General features: G+C 67.9%; 15 protein-coding genes. 6 read left to right on the top strand and 9 right to left on the bottom strand.

From position 1 onward, the window contains the following. Nucleotides 1–12 precede the first annotated feature (12 nt). Together ACJMK0_RS01375 and ACJMK0_RS01370 are read right to left on the bottom strand one after the other, a co-directional pair. The gene (locus ACJMK0_RS01375) at nt 13–3,303 is read right to left on the bottom strand and encodes a WD40/YVTN/BNR-like repeat-containing protein (RefSeq protein ID WP_405235021.1); all 3,291 of its coding nucleotides are present in this window, start codon (nt 3,301–3,303) and stop codon (nt 13–15) included. Nucleotides 3,304–3,390: 87 nt separating this feature from the next. Beyond that, a complete protein-coding gene (locus ACJMK0_RS01370; protein WP_405235020.1) occupies nt 3,391–3,843 on the bottom strand; it encodes a nitrous oxide-stimulated promoter family protein in 453 nt (150 codons plus the stop codon). A gap of 175 nt (nt 3,844–4,018) precedes the next feature. Here ACJMK0_RS01370 and ACJMK0_RS01365 point away from each other — a divergent pair, with 175 nt between their 5' ends. After that, nucleotides 4,019–4,756, top strand: a complete 738-nt coding sequence (locus tag ACJMK0_RS01365; protein WP_405235019.1) for a DUF748 domain-containing protein — start codon at nt 4,019–4,021, stop codon at nt 4,754–4,756. 39 nt (nt 4,757–4,795) lie between these two features. On the opposite strand, the gene trhA is transcribed toward ACJMK0_RS01365, so the two are convergent. Both trhA and ACJMK0_RS01355 read right to left on the bottom strand, forming a co-directional pair. Next, complete coding sequence (gene trhA, locus ACJMK0_RS01360; RefSeq protein ID WP_405235018.1) at nt 4,796–5,473, bottom strand: PAQR family membrane homeostasis protein TrhA; 678 nt, start codon at nt 5,471–5,473, stop codon at nt 4,796–4,798. A gap of 63 nt (nt 5,474–5,536) precedes the next feature. After that, nucleotides 5,537–6,820: a thioredoxin family protein gene (locus tag ACJMK0_RS01355; protein ID WP_405235017.1), complete on the bottom strand. Its 1,284-nt coding sequence runs from the start codon at nt 6,818–6,820 to the stop codon at nt 5,537–5,539. Between the two features lie 150 nt (nt 6,821–6,970). Here ACJMK0_RS01355 and ACJMK0_RS01350 point away from each other — a divergent pair, with 150 nt between their 5' ends. Then, a complete protein-coding gene (locus tag ACJMK0_RS01350; RefSeq protein WP_405235016.1) occupies nt 6,971–8,431 on the top strand; it encodes a protein adenylyltransferase SelO in 1,461 nt (486 codons plus the stop codon). 38 nt (nt 8,432–8,469) lie between these two features. Beyond that, nucleotides 8,470–9,690 (top strand): mechanosensitive ion channel family protein, encoded by a 1,221-nt coding sequence (locus tag ACJMK0_RS01345; protein WP_405235015.1) that lies wholly within the window; start codon nt 8,470–8,472, stop codon nt 9,688–9,690. Between the two features lie 30 nt (nt 9,691–9,720). Here ACJMK0_RS01345 and ACJMK0_RS01340 read toward each other — a convergent pair whose 3' ends face one another. Then, nucleotides 9,721–10,218 carry a DUF4920 domain-containing protein gene (locus ACJMK0_RS01340; protein ID WP_405235014.1) on the bottom strand — a complete coding sequence of 166 codons (498 nt, stop codon included), beginning with the start codon at nt 10,216–10,218 and terminating at the stop codon, nt 9,721–9,723. Nucleotides 10,219–10,321: 103 nt separating this feature from the next. Between ACJMK0_RS01340 and ACJMK0_RS01335 the strand changes: the two genes are divergently transcribed. Then, complete coding sequence (locus tag ACJMK0_RS01335) at nt 10,322–10,543, top strand: hypothetical protein (protein ID WP_405235013.1); 222 nt, start codon at nt 10,322–10,324, stop codon at nt 10,541–10,543. 43 nt (nt 10,544–10,586) lie between these two features. Here the strand turns inward: ACJMK0_RS01335 and ACJMK0_RS01330 are convergent, their stop codons facing one another. Together ACJMK0_RS01330 and ACJMK0_RS01325 are read right to left on the bottom strand one after the other, a co-directional pair. Continuing rightward, a complete protein-coding gene (locus tag ACJMK0_RS01330) occupies nt 10,587–11,720 on the bottom strand; it encodes an META domain-containing protein (protein ID WP_405235012.1) in 1,134 nt (377 codons plus the stop codon). 84 nt (nt 11,721–11,804) lie between these two features. Beyond that, nucleotides 11,805–12,215: an ectoine synthase gene (locus tag ACJMK0_RS01325; protein WP_405226280.1), complete on the bottom strand. Its 411-nt coding sequence runs from the start codon at nt 12,213–12,215 to the stop codon at nt 11,805–11,807. A 199-nt stretch (nt 12,216–12,414) separates the two neighbouring features. Between ACJMK0_RS01325 and ACJMK0_RS01320 the strand changes: the two genes are divergently transcribed. Beyond that, the gene (locus ACJMK0_RS01320; protein WP_405231071.1) at nt 12,415–13,638 is read left to right on the top strand and encodes an ATP-grasp domain-containing protein; all 1,224 of its coding nucleotides are present in this window, start codon (nt 12,415–12,417) and stop codon (nt 13,636–13,638) included. Between the two features lie 9 nt (nt 13,639–13,647). Here the strand turns inward: ACJMK0_RS01320 and ACJMK0_RS01315 are convergent, their stop codons facing one another. Beyond that, nucleotides 13,648–14,772, bottom strand: a complete 1,125-nt coding sequence (locus ACJMK0_RS01315) for a histone deacetylase family protein (RefSeq protein ID WP_405235011.1) — start codon at nt 14,770–14,772, stop codon at nt 13,648–13,650. After that, nucleotides 14,759–16,771 (bottom strand): hypothetical protein, encoded by a 2,013-nt coding sequence (locus ACJMK0_RS01310; protein ID WP_405235010.1) that lies wholly within the window; start codon nt 16,769–16,771, stop codon nt 14,759–14,761. Before ACJMK0_RS01310 ends, ACJMK0_RS01315 begins: the two co-directional genes overlap by 14 nt. Before the next feature lie 137 nt (nt 16,772–16,908). On the opposite strand from ACJMK0_RS01310, the gene ACJMK0_RS01305 reads away from it, so the two are divergent. Beyond that, nucleotides 16,909–17,667 carry a hypothetical protein gene (locus tag ACJMK0_RS01305; protein WP_405235009.1) on the top strand — a complete coding sequence of 253 codons (759 nt, stop codon included), beginning with the start codon at nt 16,909–16,911 and terminating at the stop codon, nt 17,665–17,667. Nucleotides 17,668–17,704 lie beyond the last annotated feature (37 nt).

Raw genomic sequence — 17,704 nt, 5'->3', positions numbered from 1 at the left:
GGCGCGGGACATTCACCGCGTCTGCCAGTCCGGCAGCCGGCCCGGCGTCCAGGGCGCGCCCAGGCCTTCCAGCCGGTTCTCGATTGCCTGCAGCTCGCCCCGCACGGCCTCGAGTTCCGACAGGGCAGCCGAGAACTCCCGTGCCGCGATGTCGTAGGACGTCTCGTACTGCGCCGGCACCGGGAACTGAGTCCATACCTGGGAGGTGTAGATGGTGTTGACCCGGCTCGCCACCGGCATGGCCACCGGCTCGTTGCGCGAGGCCACGGTGGTGTCGCCGGTGAGGGCGACGGCTACGTCGGCCAGCCGGTTGGACAGCCGCACCAGTTCCTCGAAGTCGGCCGGCGACCGGGCAGGTGTCTCCAGCAATGCCGCCTGCAGGTGGTCGATGCGCGCGCGGTATTCCTCCACGGCCTGCACCGCACCCTTGACCGCCCGCTGCAGCTCGGCGGCCTTCAGCTGGAAGGCCTGCAGGGCGCGCCGGTCGTCGGTGATCTCCGGGCTGTTCTCCAGCGGTTTCACGGTGAACGCCTCGGGCAGGCCGACCGTGGTCAGCTCGCCGTTGACGAGCCGCGCCAGCTGCACGCTGTACTGACCGGGCAACGCCAGCGGCCCCACCGGGTCGGACTCCCAGTACATGCGCTGCTCGGGCTCGCCGAGCACGATAGGATCCGGCGGCGGCAGGCGCAGGTCCCAGGCGCTGCGGTGGAAGCCCTCGGCGGTGTCGCCGGCTATCTGGCGCACCAGCCGGCCCTCGGCATCGCGCACCAGCAGGAGCAGCCGGGGTTCCTCCTCCCGGTCCTCGGCGCGCAGCACCTCCCAGTCCGGGTAGGGCGTGTCGCCGCCCTCGATCTCCACCTCGATCTCCCGGCGACGGCGCTCCTTGCGCGCGGGCAGGAGCGGCTCTTCCAGGTGGTAGCTGAACACCGCGCCGTAGGGCGGGTTCGGCGCGGCATAGAAGCCGCTCCCCATCGAGCCCTTCTCCCGGTCGTCCCAGATGTAGCCCTCGATGTAGAGCCAGGGGTCGCGCACCGGGAACAGCTCGGCATCGCCGAGTTCGCCGGCCGGGGTCCTGAGCGGCGTGTAGTCGTCCAGGATCCAGATGCCGCGGCCGAAGGTACCCACCACCAGGTCGTTCTCCCGGCGCTGGATCTCGAGATCGCGCACGGCGATGGTGGGGAAGCCGCCGCCGGCGAGCTCGTGCCAACTCTCGCCGCCGTCCTGGGTGAAGTACAGGCCGAACTCGGTGCCGACGAACAGCAGGTCCGGGTTCACGTGGTCTTCGGCGATGGTGTGGGCGGAGCCCCGGGCCGGCAGGTCGCCGGTGATTGGCCGCCAGCTGCGGCCGCGGTCCGTGGTCTTCAGGACGTAGGGCTTGTAGTCGCCGCGCTTGTGGTTGTCGAAGACGGCGTAGGCCACGTCCGGGTCGTGCACGGAGGCGACCACGTCCTCGATCAGGGACATGTCCGGCACGCCCGGGAAGCTGGTCGTGCGTCTCCACGTCTCGCCGCCGTCGCTGGTGACGTTCATGACGCCGTCGTCCGTACCCACGTAGATGACGCCCTCCAGCACCGGACTCTCGCTGAGGCCGATGGCGGCGCCGTAGATGGAGGTGGAGTCATTCTTGGCGATGGTGTCCACGCTCCAGACCCGGCCCATCACCTCCAGCTGGTTGCGGTCGAGCTGGCGGGTGAGGTCCGGGCTCACCTTCTCCCAGCTGTCGCCGCGGTCGTCCGAGCGGAACAGGTACTCCGCCGCGTAGTACAGCCGGTGCGGGTCGTGGGGGCTCACCAGCAGCGGCGTGTTCCAGTTCCACTTGTAGTTCTTCTCGCCGCTCTCCGGCAGGGGCGTGATGGCGATGCGCTCGCGGGTGCGGCGGTCGTAGCGCACCAGCCCGCCGTACTGGTACTGGGCGTAGATGATGTTGGGGTCGTTGGGGTCGAACTGGGGCTTGTAGCCGTCGCCGCCGAGCACGAAGGTCCAGTCGGAGTTGGTAATGCCGTGGATGACGTCCGTGCGTGACGGTGCGCACAGCGAATTGTTGTCCTGGGTGCCGCCGCAGACGTTGTAGAAGGGCTCGGCGTTGTCCGGGTGGATGCGGTAGAACTGGGTCACGGGCAGGTTGCGCACGTGGCGCCAGGTGGTGCCGCCGTCCCAGGTCTCATAGATGCCGCCGTCGCCGCCGATGTAGAGGTGGTCGGTGTTCTCCGGGTCGATCCACAGGGCGTGGTCGTCGACGTGGCGGAACTCCATGCCCAGCTGGCGCCACGTCTTGCCGCCGTCCTCCGAGACGTGGGTGACGGTGTCCAGGGCGTAGACCTTGCCGGCGTCCAGCGGATCGATCACCAGCTCGTTGTAGTACTGGGGGCTGGTGGTCATGTGATCCGAGCGCTTCTCCCAACTGTTGCCGAAGTCAGTGGAGCGGTAGACGCCCTTCTCCTCGTCGTTCGCCTCGATGATGGCGTAGAGGATGTCCGGCGCCGACGGCGCCATCGAGATGCCGATCTTGCCCATGTTGTCCTCGGGCAGGCCGGCGGTGATCTCCGTCCAGGTCTCGCCGCCGTCGCTGGTCTTGTGGATGCCGCTGCCAGGGCCACCGTTGATCAGCGTCCAGACGTGGCGGCGGCGCTGGTAGGTCGCGGCCACGATGGTGTCCGAATCCGCAGGGTCCACCACGAACTCGTTCACGCCGGTGTGCTCGTCGATGGCCAGGATGCGGGTCCAGGTCTCGCCGCCGTCCGTGCTGCGGTACAGGCCCCGGTCGCCGCCGTCGCTCCAGAGCGGCCCGTGAGCGGCGACGAGCACGATGTCGCTGTCGTCCGGGTGAATCCAGATGTGGCCGATGTGGCCGGAGTCCTTCAGGCCCATGTGCGTCCAGGTGTTGCCGCCGTCGATGGACTTGTAGACGCCGTCGCCGTAGCCGACGCTGCGCTGGGCCTTGTTCTCGCCGGTGCCGATCCACACGGTCTCCGGGTCCTGCGGGTCGCGGGCGATCACGCCGACCGCATAGGCGCCGTAGTCGTCGAATACCGGGGTCCAGGTGATCGTGTCGTCGGTGGTCTTCCAGAGATTGCCCGAGGCGACCGCCACCAGGAACTCCTGGGGTTTGTCCGGGTGGAAAGACAGATCCGAGATGCGGCCCGAGCTGATGGCGGGGCCGATGGTCCTCAGCGGGATGGAGGCAAGCGGATGCGCCTGCTGCTCGTCGGCGGCCTGCACGCCCGGCGGCACGGCCAGAGCGGCGGCGAGGGCCAGGACGAATGCGGTGGCAGATCGGCGTGAGCGAGGGATTCGGGGATGCATCAGGGTTTTACTCCTTTGCGAATGCGGCGTGCGGCAGCCGCGGCCGGACCGCCGGTCGAAGAGGCAGGAGTATAACCGCCGCGCCGCTCAGCGGCCGGCGGAGCGCTTGCGGCGGAGTTCGAGCGGATGGGGGACGCGGCGGCGTCCGTCCACGAGGTGCATCAGCGCCAGCCAGGGGTGGCGCCACATCATGCGCGGTCCCGAATAGCGCATCACCGTGCGGGCGAACTCCCGGGGCTCGCGCTTGTAGCAATGGATCGGGCAGTTGGCGCAGGTGGGCTTGTCCACGCCGTAGGGACATTTCTGCAGCCGCCGTGCCGCATAGTTCAGAAAGTCCCTGCACTCGGCGCAGGGTGCGCCGCTCCCCGGCGGACTCCCGGACTGACGCCCGGACTGACGCCCGGTCTGACGCCCGGTCTGACGCCCGGTCTGACGCCCGGTCTGATGATGGTCGCGGCAGTACAGGGCCACCATGTGGCGCATGGTTTTCTGCTCCCGGCCGAGGCGGCCGCGGAGCTGTGTCTGTTCGCGCTGTGTCATGGCAGTGGCTCCCCCATGGCGTGTGATGATGACAGCCGCGGCGGGCGCGCCCGATCCGTAGTTGCCACTATCTTCGGCCGCCGACCGCGCCCGGCACCCGACTTGAGTGGCGTGCCGTCGGCGCGTAGCCTGCGGTGACGGATCGAAGCGCAGTAATACCGACAAGGGGACCGAAATGAGCAGCGCAGCAAGGAAGACCCTGATCGCCGTCGCCGCCATCGTGGTCGTGATCGCGGCGGGACTCGTCTATGTCTACACGCAGCTGGATACCATTGTCGCCGGCCTGATCGAGGAGCAGGGTTCGGCGGCGACGGGGACGCCGGTGCGGGTGAGCGGCGTGTCCATCGATCTCGGCGAGGCCCGGGCGGAGATCGCCGGGCTCACCGTCGGCAATCCGGAGGGTTACGGCGGCGACGCGATGTCGCTGGGCCGATTCGTGATCCGCATCGACCCGGCCACCGTCACCGAGAACACCATCGTGCTGAAGGAGGTCACGGTCTCCGGCGCCACCGTGAACCTGATCCAGCGGGCGACCGGCAGCAACCTGCGCGAGCTGATGAAGACCCTGGAATCCGCCGGCGGGGGTCAGCACCAGGCCGACGAGGCAGGCCCGGGCCGCAAGCTGATCATCGAACGATTCGTGCTGGAGGACGCCAGCGCTTCCGTGTCTTTGCCGGATCTCGACGAACAACGCTCCGTCGACATACCGCGCATCCAGCTCACCGACATCGGCCGCGCGTCCGGCGGCGCCACCGGCACGGAGGTCGCGCGCCAGGTGCTGGAGCCGGTGATCGAGCGTGTGCTGCAGTCGGCCGCGACGGAGTCCTTGAAGGACCGGGCCAAAGAGAAGCTGGATCAGTTCAAGGAAGGGCTGATGAACCGCCTCGGCGGCGACGAGGAGGAGTCCGGCTGACCCGGCGGGCCCGACCCACGTTCCCGGCCGCAGGCCGGATCAGGCGGTGCTGACTTCCGGCAATACGTACAGTGCCACCGCCAGGAAGTGGCAAACCCCGCCGGCGAGCACGAACAGGTGCCAGATGGCATGATGGTAGGGGATGCGTTTGGCGGCATAGAAGGCGGCGCCGAGGGTATAACTGAGGCCGCCGGCTACCAGCCAGGCGATGCCGCCGGCCGCTACCGTATCGAGCACCGCGGGCGTGGCGAGCAGCACCAGCCAGCCCATGGCCAGGTAACCGGCGAGTGACAGCCGCGGGAAACGGTCGCGGAACCAGAGCTTGGTGATGATCCCGGCCATCGCCAGCGTCCAGATCGTGCCGAACAGCCACCAGCCCACGCTGTCGCGCATCGCCACCAGCAGGAACGGCGTATAGGTGCCGGCGATCAGCAGATAGATCGCGCAGTGGTCGAGCGTGTGGAACAGGTTGCGGGCCCGCGTCGCATATAGGGCGTGATACAGGGTGGAAGCGAGGAACAGGGCCACCAGACTGGCGCCGTAGACGGCGCTGGCGACGATGCGCCACGGGTCGGCGATCACCGCCGAGACGTAGAGCATCCAGGTGAGTCCCGCGATGCTGAGCAGGGCTCCCACGCCGTGGGTGACCGCGTGGACGACCTCTTCGGCGAGGGTATATTGGTGCGGGGTGGCATCCATGTCTGGCGACCGGGTCATACGTATATGCACGGTGACACAGGCCGGTCGACTGCGCCAGCGCGGCGAGCGGTCGGGCCGCGGTCAGATCAGACCCCGCCTCTTCATGACTGCGTGTATCAGGGAGGTGACGAGCACGGCCGCGGCCAGCAGGCCGATGGCGATGCCGGCGTTATTCAGCGACATCGGCGCGAACAGCATGACGGCGCCCAGCCCGAGCATCATCATGCCGGACATCAGCTTCAGCAGCCGTCCCTCGCTCTCGCCCAGCTTGCGCGAGCCAAACTTCATCACGAACAGCCCCACGATGGCCAGCAGAGGGATCACGTACACCACGTTGTAGAACACGAGATACATGTAGAAGACGAAGCTGTCCGCCTCGCGCAGGGTCAGGATGCGGGTATAGACCATGGGCAGCCCGGCGGTGCACAGGAGTTCGTAGCTGTTCACCACGATGGCCAGTACGGCGGTGCCCGCCAGCATCGCCAGCACGCTCGGGGCGGCGACCAGGTTGCGCATCCGCTGATACATGCCCGGTTTCTTCGAATCCGGGATGGACAGCGAGGGGCCCGACTTGAACCAGAAGTAGTCCTTGATGTTGACGGCCGCCAGCGTCACGGCGACCAGGCCGGCGATCATCGTCACGATCCGGAGCTCGCCGATCCAGAGGAACACGTTCAGCCACGCCGCCATGAACACGAAGTAGATGAGGCCGGAGAAGAGCACGAACGTACCGCCCACCAGCAGCATGCGCGCCCGGCTGCGCGCGTGGACCATCAGGCTGAGCAGGAACAGCAGGACGAAGAAGGCGCAGGGGTTGAAGGCGTCGAGCCCGGCGATGACCGCGGTCAGTATGGGCAGGCCCCAGTTGGACGGGTCGATGGTGCCTACGAGGGGTAGCTGCAGGCCGCTCACCTCCGCGGGCTGCGGCGTCGCCGTCTCCTCGGCGGGCGCGAGGTAGCTGTCCGGATCCGCCCGGCAGGCGCGCAGCTGCTCGAGCAGGCGGGCGCCGGTGGTCTCGGCCTTGTCATAACCCGTCTCCAGGGTCCCGCAGAACAGGAACCCGGGGACGCTGCGGGCCTTCTCGCCGATGCTGGCGGCGATGTCCCGGTAGAGCAGGCCGTTCTCCCGGTTTTTGGAGATCTCGTACTGGCGCAGGTCTATCCACTCCATCTCGCCGAGCCCGGCGACGAAGGGCTTGGCCTCCTGGCAGTGGGGGCAGCTGTCGGAATAGAAATAATAGAGGACGAGGCCCGGCTGACCGTCCGGGCCGTCGGTGAGCCATTGCACCTCCGTCGAGGCGGACGCGGGCGCGCAGAACAGAGCTGTGAGCAGCGCGACGGCGCGCGCCAGACGGACTGGGGACATGGAACCTCCGGAGGGTCAGACCGCGAAAATTTACTGTCGGTTCCCCGTGGCGGCAATCGTGGTAATCCCCAGCACCGGCGGCGGTCAGCGCCGCTCGGCCGGAACGCCCGCCGCCTGGACTCCCGCGCCTCATCAGGTAATCTTCGCCGGATGAACGCGGACACCGCCGACATCCGGCTCGAGAACTCCTACGCCCGTCTGCCCGGGCACTTCTACGCCCTGGTGGAGCCGGCCCCCGTGCCCGCGCCCGTGCTGCTGGCGTGGAACGGGCCGCTGGCCGCCGAACTGGGGCTGGAGGAGCTCGGCGGCGACGAGGAGCGCCTGGCGAGGCTGTTCGGCGGCAACGAGCTGCCGCCGGGCGCGGAGCCGATCGCGCTGGCCTACGCCGGCCATCAATTCGGCCGGTTCGTCCCGCAGCTCGGAGACGGCCGGGCGGTGCTGCTGGGCGAGCGCGTGGACATCTCGGGCCGGCGCCGCGACATCCAGCTGAAGGGCTCCGGCCGCACCCCGTTCTCCCGCATGGGCGACGGCAAGTCCTCGCTGGGTCCGGTGATCAGGGAGTACCTGGTCAGCGAGGCGATGCATACGCTCGGCGTACCCACCACCCGGGCGCTGGCGGCGGTGGCCACGGGCGAGCGGGTGTTCCGGGAGGAGGCCCTGCCCGGCGGGGTCTTCACCCGGGTCGCGGCCAGCCACGTCCGGGTGGGCACCTTCGAGTACTTCGCCGCCCGCGGCGACGCCGACGCGGTGCGGACCCTCGCCGACTACGCCATCGATCGTCACTACCCCAAGGTCCGCGAAGAGGAGGAGCCCCTGCGCGCGTTCTACCGTGGTGTCGTCGAGGCCCAGGCACGGCTCGTGGCTCACTGGATGGCGCTCGGCTTCATCCACGGCGTCATGAACACCGACAACACGGCCGTCTCCGGCGAGACGCTGGACTACGGCCCCTGCGCCTTCATGGACGAGTTCCATTACGACAAGGTCTTCAGCTCCATCGACCACTACGGACGCTATGCCTACGGCCAGCAGGCGTCCATCGCGCAGTGGAACCTGGCGCGCCTGGCGGACTGCCTGCTGAGCGCGGGCGGCGACAAGGCGGCGCTGGAGGAAGAGCTGGGCCGCTTCCCCGGGCTGTTCGAGGAAGAGTGGCTGGGCCGGATGGCTCGCAAGCTGGGTCTCACCACGGCCGGGCCCGACGATGCCGACCCGAGTGCCGATTTGATCGCCGACCTGGTAGGCGACTGGCTCGCCCACCTGCAGCGCGAGGGACTCGACTACACGCTCAGTTTCCGCGAGCTGGCCGCCCGCGCCGGTGCGAGCGACGAGCCCCGGTTCGGGGAGTTCGAGCTGCGCTGGCGGGAACGGCTGGCACGCCAGCCGGGGACGGCAGACGAGGTGCGGGCCTCGATGGAGGCGGAGAACCCGCTCTACATCCCCCGCAACCACCAGGTGGAGCGGGCCATCCGGGCAGCCATCGGCGGCGACCTGTCGGTCTTCCACGAACTGCGGGGGGTGCTCGAGCGGCCCTTCGAGGAACAGCCCGGCCGTTCCGGCTATGCCGAGCCTCCGGCCCCGGAGGAGCGCGTGGTCCGCACCTTCTGCGGCACCTGAGCCAAAAAGGATGAGCGAGACGCGATGAAAGAGAAACGATGTTAGAGCGGCTCGAATCCGTCCATCCCCTGGCGCCGCCGGCCCTCGGGCTCGTCCTGCTCCTGGTCGTCGCGGTGACGGTCGACCTCGTGGCCAAGCGCGTGCTGGTCAATGCGGCGCGGCGCGTCGCCGCCCGCTCGCGGGTCACCTGGGACGACGCGCTGGTGGCGCACAACGTCTTCGGCCGGCTGGCCCAGGTGTTGCCGGCACTGGTCGTCTTCCTGGCCATCCCCTTCATCCCGGGCCTGCCCGAGACGGTGGTGCGCCTCGCGCGTAACGTCGCCACCGGCTACATGGTGCTGATGCTCACCATGACGCTGACGTCGCTGCTGAGTGCAGGGAACACGATCTACTCGGCGCTGCCGGTCGCGAGAGAACGGCCGCTGAAGGGCTTCGTGCAGCTGGTGCAGATCGTGGTCTGGGTGCTGGGCGGCGTGCTGATCGTCGCCGCCGTGCTCGACCGCTCGCCGCTGCTGCTGATCAGCGGCTTCGGCGCAATGACCGCCATCCTGCTGCTGGTGTTCAAGGACACCATTCTCTCGCTGGTGGCGAGCGTCCAGCTCACCGCCCAGGACATGGTACGGGTGGGCGACTGGATCACCATGCCCCAGTTCGGCGCCGACGGCGACGTGATCGACGTGCAGCTGCACACCGTGAAGGTGCAGAATTTCGACAAGACCATCACCACCATCCCCACCCATCGGCTGATTACCGACTCGTTCCAGAACTGGCGGGGCATGAGCGAGTCCGGCGGGCGGCGGATCAAGCGCGCGCTGTATTTCGACGTCTCCTCCATCCGCTTCCAGAGCGACGAGGAGATCGAGCACTTCAGGCGCTTCGTGCTGCTGACCGACTACGTCGACGCCAAGCGGCGCGAGCTCGAGGAGTACAACGCTCGGCTGCAGGGCGTAGTGGCCGCGGACGTGAACCGCCGCCGGCTGACCAACATCGGCACCTTCCGGGCCTACGCGTTCAATTACCTGAAGAACCACCCCCGCATCCGCCAGGACCTGACGCTGATCGTGCGTCAGCTGCCCGCCGGGCCCGACGGCCTGCCGCTGGAGATCTACTGCTTCACGGACACGACGGCCTGGGCGGAATACGAGGGCATCCAGTCGGATATCTTCGACCACCTGATCGCCATCGTGCCCGAGTTCGGGCTGCGGCTGTTCCAGCAGCCGGCGGGGGCCGACGTGGCGGCGCTGCGCTCGAACGACTGACGGCCCTCGGGACCGGGCGCCGCGGGCGCCTCAGCCTCTGGGGATGCGGACCGCCGTTGCCACGATGTGGTATTCGGGGCCGGCGGCGGGCCCGGCTTGCGCCGAGTCGCCCAGATCCTTGCGGTAGTGCTCCGCCTGGGCCGCGCTGATCTCGCGCCGCTCGAAGGTACCGTTCAGCAGCACCTCCTTGCCGGCCGAGTCGGTCGGGATGAAGAAGCCGTAATCCTTGAAGGTGATGCGCGCCATCGCGTCGCCGTCCCGGGCGATGAAGAAGCAGCCTTTCTTGCGGCACACCTTGGCGATGCGGGTGGTCAGCGTGATCTCGCGGCCGAGGTACTCCTCGCCGGCGCCCACGAGTTCGCCCAGCGGAATCGCCGACTCCGCGGCGACGACCGGGGCGCCGAACTCCTCGTAGTCGTCCGTCACGGTCACGGGCTCCGACAGGCGCACGGCGCCTTCGTCGCCGGCCGTCGCCAGCGCGAACGGAGCAAAGGCGAGGCAGAGCAGGAATCGGGCAAGTCGGGTCATGGCGGGTCTCCTTCCGTGGTCCGGCGGATTCTATCGCCACGGTGCCCCGCACGGGAAGTTCGGGGTCGCGCTATCATGAGCCGGGGTAGAAAGGAGAAGCAAGATGATGAACGGAGATATGGTCGGCGGCGGTTACCTGATGATGCTGGTGTGGGCCGCGATCGTGGTCGTCCCTTTCTGGCGCATCTGCCAGAAGGCGGGTTACCCGGGAGCGCTGGGCCTGCTGATTATCGTCCCCGTGGTGAATATCCTATTCCTCTACTATCTCGCGTTCGCGGCCTGGCCGGCGCACAAGGGTGCCCCGCCGAGCGGGGGCCCCGTCTGAGCCAGACGAATCAGGGGCCGACTGCGGCCGCGGCGCCCGCCGTTCAGGGCAGGTACACGGCCTCGAAGACCGCGATGCTCGTCCCTGTCCGGCCGAAAAACTCGAGCACCTGGCCGTTGATGCGCCAGGTGTGTGTGTCGGCCAGCACGTTCTTCAGTCGCGTCTCCCGCGCATCCAGCGGCGGCGGGCAGGCCATCAGCGTGGAGGCGCCGCCGGTGAATGTCAGCCGGTCTCCCTCCACGTCCCAGGTACCGATGAGCTGATTGCAGCCGACGGTGGCGGCGTAGCGACTCTCGCCGCCGCGCAGGATCAGATGGGGTTCTCGTCGGTCGTCGACCACGGGCACGGGCTCGCCTTCCAGCTTCACGATGCGCCAGTAGGTATTCGGCAGGGCGGCCTCGCTCATGGCTCTCTCGCAGCTCTGTGACGGAAACAGGCCGATGAAGCGCCGAACCACCACGGTGGGTATCAGACGCTCGCCCTCCATTGCCGGCCGTTCCGTGATCGCTCCCTCCAGCGCCGCCAGGATCGGAGCGCCCGGACCCAGCTTGTCCGCCGCGAGATAGGCGCGCTCCAGTTCGATATAGGCGCCTTCCATGGCCACGGGGTAGGAGCGTCCGGTGAGGCATTCCTCGAAGCGCGGCGCGTCCGCCAGGTAGGTGAACATGCCGCGCAGCGGCAGCTCTAGTTCCAGGCGTTCGAGCTTGCCCGCGCTCGTGAGCTCGTAGGGCAGGTCGGATTCTATGGGGCGGCCCTCCACGTCGAGCTGACGCAGCGTACGCGGACCCTGCACCGAGAACTGCATCGGAATCTCGTGGCCGCCGTAGAGCAGGATGGCGTTCCTGGCCGGGTCCTTGCGCCAGCGGCCGACATCGGACTCCGCGAAGTCCCGGTCGAGCCACGCCCGGTGCAGGTGGAAGACACCGTCCGGCCAGAGGTTCAGTCGGTGACGGATGCCCGGGCAGTCGGCGCAGGGCAGGGTGCCCGCGAAGGTGGCCGGAAGCTCGAGCCCGGCGGCGAGTTCGCCCGCCGGAGTCGCCGTGCGCGTTGAGTCCGGCATTTCCGCCGCGGCCGCCCCGTCCGTCGATGTGGGCACGCCGGCATCCGGTCTGCCGGTCACGGTCGTACAAGCCGTCGCGCCGAAGGCGAGGAACGCGAATACGACGATCCTGGTCATGGCGGTCTCCCGCATTGTCCGCATGTTGTTCACACGGCCGGGTCCGCGGAGCGTGCCGCCTGCCGAGCGCCCGTTCCGCTCCGGTCAGTCCTGAGGTTCGATGGCGTCCTGTGGATTGAGGATGTAGGCGCCTTCCTCATCGTGAATCTCACGACCGGTTACCGGCGGGTTGAATGCGCACACGAGCTTGAGTTCCTCGATGGCCTTCAGCGTGTGCTTGTCGTGCTTGTCCAGAGCGTAGAGCGTGCCGGGCTCGATCGTGAACTTCTCGCCGGTATCCCGGTTCGTCAGCTCCCCCTTGCCCTTGTAGCAGTAAACGGCCTCCAGGTGGTGCTTGTACCACATGTCGAACTCGAGCCCCGGCGGGAAAGTGGTCTCGTGGAAGGAGAAGCCCATGCCGTCCTTCGCCAGGAGGAAGCGCACGCTGGTCCACCCGGCGGGGCTCTTCACCTCCTGATCAGTACCTTCGAGGTCCTTCAGACGCACGATCTTCATGTTGTCTCCTTTCTGTTCCTGAGCGGTTTCCGCGCCGGCAGGTCGCCGTCATGGTGGCGCGAAGCGGCTTTCTATCCTGTCACACGCGAGCCCGGTCTTCAAAAGAGCTTGCCGGGATTGGTCGCAATCTGGACGCCAAAATCAGCCATTTAGCGGATATGTTAGGGTAATAGACCCCCTTTGGCAGCATGGAGGATTCGTGGAAAAGAACCCGGAAAAAGGCTACGTGGCGCTGCTCGGCTGGAGCCTGGGCGCCGTCGAGGCCGCAGACCGCTTCGACCGCCGTTATGTGGTCGTCGCGCCCGACTGGGCCGAGGACTACTGCAAGAAAAACGACATCCCCTACATTCCCTGGAATTTCGAACGGCTGAACGATCGCTCGCTGGAGATCGCCGAGCGCCTGAAGGAGGAAGGCGTGGACGTGGCCATCCCCCTGTTCGAGGAGACAGTGGAGTGGGCCGGCGCCATCAACTCGGTGCTGATGGGCAGTCCGCGGCTGCATGGCCAGGCCGTGCTGTTCCGGGACAAGGCGCTGATGAAGCGACGCGCCCAGCTGGGCGGAATCCGCGTGGGCATCTTCGAAGAAGCCCATGACAAGGATGACGTCGTGCGTTTCCTGCGCCGGGTGAATCAGACGCTGCTGAAGCTGGACGGCGACCCCGACGACCCCATCCACCTGAAGGCCTTCGACAAGGCCGGCTGTCTGGGACACCGGGTCATCCGGACACCGGAGGAAGTGGACGCTATCCCGGAAACCGAGTTCCCGCTGCTGATGGAGAGCCATCTGGACGGCTGGGAGTTCGCGGTGGAGGCATGGGTACACGACGGCAAGATCCGCTTCCTGAACATCTCCGAGTACGTGACGCTCGGCTACTCCGTGTTCGTGCCGGCGACGCCGGAACTCGAGAGCTGGCGCGCCGCCATCACCGAGCAGATCGAGAAGCTGATCAAGACCTTCGATATCAAATTCGGCCAGATCCATCCGGAGTACTTCGTGACCAGCGACGGCACCATGTACTTCGGCGAGGTCGCCTACCGGCCGCCGGGGTTCAAGGCCTTCGAGCTGATCGAACGGGCCTACGGTTTCAACGCCTACCAGGCCTCCATCCTCGTCTTCGACCCGAAGAGCACCGAGGAGGAGATCCAGGCGTTTTTCCCGAAACCGGTCGAGGACGCGAAGGGCTATGCCGGCTGCTTCGGTGTCTATCCGCGCCGCCGTGTCGTGAGCAAGCTCGAGATCCCGCGGGAAACCGAGGAGCACCCCTACTTCGACTATCACGAGCTGACGCAGCCGATGGAGGAGACGGTCACGAAGCGGACCGCATTCGGCACCCACTGGGGACTGGTGTTCTTCTTCGGCGACGACCCGCACAAGCTGCGGGATCTGCTGAAACACCAGGAGGAGCTGGACTTCTACGTCTGAGCGGACTCGTCAGCGTCCGGCGGCCTGCCGGTGGAAGGCCGCGGCGGCATCGACGGCGGCGATGCCGGGGTCCTCTGCCAGCGTGTTCAGGGTGTCGGGCAGCGATCCGGCAAGGGCCGCGACGGTGGCGTGGGCGCTTGCCGCCAGCGCGTCGGCGTTGTAGCCGCCTTCCAGGCACAGGATCAGACGGCCGCCCGCGTGCCGGTCCGCGATACCGCAGAGCCCGGCCGTGAGCGCGGCGAAGCCGCCTTCGTCCATTGCGAAGGTCTGATCGTGCCAGTGTCCGTCGAAGCCGGCCGAGACCAGCACCAGGTCCGGTCGGAAGGCCTCGGCCGCCGGCACGATGATCGTCTCGATCGCCCGCAGCATCGCGGCATTGCCGCTGCCGGGGGGTAGTGGGATGTTGACGGTGGCCGCCGATCCGGCGCCCGTCCCGGTTTCCTCGAGGGCGCCGGTACCCGGATAGAACGGCGCCGCGCAGTGGGTGTCGACGAACAGGACGTCGCCTTCGGGATAGAAGATATCCTGGGTGCCGTTGCCGTGGTGCAGGTCCCAGTCGAATATCAGAACGCGCTCCATCCCGAGCGTGCGGGCATGGGCGGCCGCGACCGCGACGTTGTTGTACAGGCAGAAGCCCATGGCGCGGGCGGCGCTCGCGTGATGGCCCGGCGGCCGCGTGAGGCAGAAAGCGCGCCGGGCCTCGCCCCGGGCTACGCACTCGACGGCGGTGATGCCTGCGCCGGCGGCCAGCTTGGCCGCCATGACGCTGCCCGGTGAGACGGCGGTGGTGTCCCGGTCCAGCCAGCAGGCGCGGCCGATCAGGCTCTCGATGAAGGCCACGTGTTCCGCTGTATGCACGCGTTCGAGTTCCGGCGGCTCCGCGGGCTCGGTGGCCAGCCACCGGGTGCCGGGCACGGGCTGCTCGGCGAGCCGCCCGGCGATGGCCGTGATCCGTTGCGGGCGCTCCGGATGCACGTAGCCCTCCTCGAAGTCCTTGTCCGGGTACTGCTCGGCGAGCAGCGCTTTGACGGAGCTAGTCCAGTCCGGGCGTTCCGGGTCCCACCCGGTCGGGTCGTGGGCCAGCATCCGCTCGTCGTGGACAAGCAGCACGTCTGCGGCCTCAGCCGTGGCCACGGCTGATCCAGTCGCGCTCCCCGGCCCAGCTTTCGGCGATGCCGTCCAGGATCGCCGCCACCGTCTGCTCCGGCACGCTTTCCTCGTCGCCGAGCTCACTGCGCTTGTAGTGGAAGACGTAGAGGCGCATCAGGAACTGCTCGAAGGGCAGTGAGGACTCGCCCTCCCATTCGCCGTTGTTGGACGTGGACGTCACGATGCCGTGGCCCCAGTTCTGGCCCTTGTCCCGGTTCGGGTTGAAGAAGTAGACGCGCCAGACGCCCGCGGGGTCTCTGGCCACCCGCTGGATGGACACGGCGTGCCAGCCGACGAACTCGCCGGCGGCGCTTACCGAGACCACACCGCAGGGCTGTGCGTACACCAGGTCCCTGCCGCCGTTGTAGTCGGGATGATAGGCGGCATGGAAGCGGCGGACGAAGCCCTCGGCATCCTGGATGGCCTCGGTCGCGGGATCCACCAGCGAGGCGAAGCCGCGGTAGACCCACCAGCCGTGGAATTCCGGGTTCACCCACTTGTGGCCGTCGCCCTGGCGGCCGATGGTGCGCCGGCTCATCTCCATATAGATGCGGTCGAGATGCGGCGTCAATACCAGCGAGACGGCGTCGAGCTCCGTATGCAGTTCTCCGGCCAGGCCGGCGGGCAGGTCCGAGGAGCGAATGGTGTCGCCCTCGAAGTGCATGACCACCTCGTTCTCGCCGGCGGCGCGCGCGATCAGCTCCAGCAGGTAGCCCACGTCGTTCAGCGACCACAGGCTGATCCCCCGGGCGGCCTGGCAGGTGGGGTTGTGGCCCTGGTCCACGCCCCGGGGCTGGCCGATGACGCTCAGCGTGGCCGCTAGCAGGAGCGCGTTCGCGGGAGGGGGATCGTCCAGCTGGCTCGCGGAGCGCAGCAGTTCCGCCACTGCCGGGTCGATCGTGAGGACGGTCAGGTGCTGCAGCCCCGGCGCCACGGGCTGGAAGAACAGGATGCCCCGGTTCAGCAGCCGCGACAGCCCGTAGATGCACCGCGCCGTATCCGGCAACACGGCATGCTGGATGACGAGGCCGATGAGATACCGGAACTCGGCGAGACACGTCCGGCCGATACGGTTCAGCGCGAGGGCGTCTGCGAGGAGATCGTCGCTGCTGTCCGCCAGCTGGCGCAGCAGCACCGCGTGATGCCGGCTCACGAGCCCGGTGCGGTCCATACGCTCGCCGAAGACCCCGGCCTCGGCCTCGAGCGACTCCTCGTCGAGGTCGGCGAGGGCGACGGCGTAGTCCTCCGGATCGGGATGCCGGCGAGCGAGTTCCGAGGGGCCCCGCAGCGCCTCGATCAGCCAGCGGGTAAACCGGATCGACGGCGACTCCTCCGCTGCCGGCGGCTCCGGCAGCACGTGCTCCGCGGTATGCAGCATCTCCTCGGCGCGCTGCACCATGATAGGCCGCTGCAGGAGTATGCGCTCGCACTCGGCGACCAGCGCATCCAGGATGCCGTCCATGCCCAGGTGCCCGAGCAGGAATCCGTAGAAACGCTGCAGGCGCTCCGTCATCAGGCTGTCCTGGCGGGTGAACTCCGTCGCTTCCGGGAACGGGAAATCCAGGTTGCGCGCCAGCACATCCTCCAGGAACGCGCGCGCGTCCGCCGGGTCGAGGGCGGGGTGCGTCACGCGGCCGGAGGCGATGGCGAGAAAGCGCAATTCGCTGAGGCACTCCAGCGCAGGGAAGTCGCCGCCGGCCATCAGCGTATCGCGGACGAGGGACGGCTCGAGCTTGTCGGGCTCGTCCCAGTCTCCGCCCATGAACAGCCCGGCGCTGTCGAAGCGCGGCGCGTAGCCGTATAGCGCCTCGATGCCCTCGGCGGTGTTCAGGAGCTTGCGTGCGATGGACAGCAGGCGCTGCTGATGCAGTGCCTTGCCGAAGGGGCGGGCCTGCTCGAGTTTCTCCAGTGTCCGCTCGAATTCCTCCGCAGCCGGCGCATAGAGCGCCGGATCCGACGGTGTCTGTGGCGAGGATGTGCTCAAACCGTGTTCAGGCCTTCCGATTTCCAAGAGGAGACCCTAACATGCGGGGCCGGAAGCGGCGCGGTGCACCGAGCCTTTGCCAACGGCGGGCGGCTGCCCGGCGACCCCCCCCCCTCATTGCCTTCAGGAGCGAATCGATGCGCTTGCCCGGCTTCATCCCCGAAGAACTCCGCCAGCTGGCCCGCTTCGTGCCCACCACCGGGTGGGACGCCATCGAGTGGCGGCCCATGCTCTCCGCCATGCGGCAGGTGAGCTGGCAGTTCATGACCGGCCGGGGCGTGCGCAATCTCCGCCGGGTGACCGCCGGGACGGTCTCCGCGGTCACGTTGACGGACGACCTCTACGACGCCGAGCCCCTCCAGGACGTGCAGGATCCGGACCGGCTGCAGGCGCTGGGCGACGACATCCTGCATCTGTACTTCGGCCAGTGGCTGGTGGACGACGGCCTGTTCCTGGATCTGCGCCCGGCGCGTTTCGGCGTCCGCGACGACGAGCTGCTGTACGAGCCCAACGGCCTGTGGATACGGCTGCGGAGCGAGTTCCGCGAGGGCATGGTGGCGCTGTACCGTTCGTTCTACAGCGACGACGACTCCGCCTTCGAGGACGCGCTGCGGCAGATGGGCATGCTGAAGCCCGGGCTGTCGCCGTCCGCGGAATCGGAGCTGAAGGAACTGCTGCACGCGCACTTCGGCGTCGACCAGAGCGCCCAGGTGTTCCGCATCGACGACTTCAAGGCATCCTTCGACGAGCTGTTCGCGTTCTTCATCGGCAACGACTACAAGCTGCACAGCGACTTCGTATTCGTCGGCTTCTATCTGATCACGCTCTATCTCACGCTGGAGCAGGGCGGCCAGCCCCACGATACCCAGCGCATCTGCTCCGACGTGATGCTGTAGGCACCACGGGCCCTGCCCGTCCTGCCGGTATTCCCGG

This window comes from Lentisalinibacter orientalis (assembly GCF_040706535.1).
Taxonomy (GTDB): domain Bacteria; phylum Pseudomonadota; class Gammaproteobacteria; order Steroidobacterales; family Woeseiaceae; genus Lentisalinibacter; species Lentisalinibacter orientalis.
Note: the sequence above shows the minus strand (reverse complement) of the source record. Positions and strands in the feature narration are given on the sequence as shown.

What these genes read in the sequence shown, in the direction of transcription:
- ACJMK0_RS01355 (WP_405235017.1), bottom strand. Translation starts at nt 6,820, where the DNA reads ATGTCCCCAGTCCGTCTGGCGCGCGCCGTCGCGCTGCTCACAGCTCTG.
- trhA (WP_405235018.1), bottom strand. Translation starts at nt 5,473, where the DNA reads ATGACCCGGTCGCCAGACATGGATGCCACCCCGCACCAATATACCCTC.
- ACJMK0_RS01340 (WP_405235014.1), bottom strand. Translation starts at nt 10,218, where the DNA reads ATGACCCGACTTGCCCGATTCCTGCTCTGCCTCGCCTTTGCTCCGTTC.
- ACJMK0_RS01375 (WP_405235021.1), bottom strand. Translation starts at nt 3,303, where the DNA reads ATGCATCCCCGAATCCCTCGCTCACGCCGATCTGCCACCGCATTCGTC.
- ACJMK0_RS01325 (WP_405226280.1), bottom strand. Translation starts at nt 12,215, where the DNA reads ATGAAGATCGTGCGTCTGAAGGACCTCGAAGGTACTGATCAGGAGGTG.
- ACJMK0_RS01345 (WP_405235015.1), top strand. Translation starts at nt 8,470, where the DNA reads ATGTTAGAGCGGCTCGAATCCGTCCATCCCCTGGCGCCGCCGGCCCTC.
- ACJMK0_RS01335 (WP_405235013.1), top strand. Translation starts at nt 10,322, where the DNA reads ATGATGAACGGAGATATGGTCGGCGGCGGTTACCTGATGATGCTGGTG.
- ACJMK0_RS01365 (WP_405235019.1), top strand. Translation starts at nt 4,019, where the DNA reads ATGAGCAGCGCAGCAAGGAAGACCCTGATCGCCGTCGCCGCCATCGTG.
- ACJMK0_RS01350 (WP_405235016.1), top strand. Translation starts at nt 6,971, where the DNA reads ATGAACGCGGACACCGCCGACATCCGGCTCGAGAACTCCTACGCCCGT.
- ACJMK0_RS01330 (WP_405235012.1), bottom strand. Translation starts at nt 11,720, where the DNA reads ATGACCAGGATCGTCGTATTCGCGTTCCTCGCCTTCGGCGCGACGGCT.
- ACJMK0_RS01305 (WP_405235009.1), top strand. Translation starts at nt 16,909, where the DNA reads ATGCGCTTGCCCGGCTTCATCCCCGAAGAACTCCGCCAGCTGGCCCGC.
- ACJMK0_RS01370 (WP_405235020.1), bottom strand. Translation starts at nt 3,843, where the DNA reads ATGACACAGCGCGAACAGACACAGCTCCGCGGCCGCCTCGGCCGGGAG.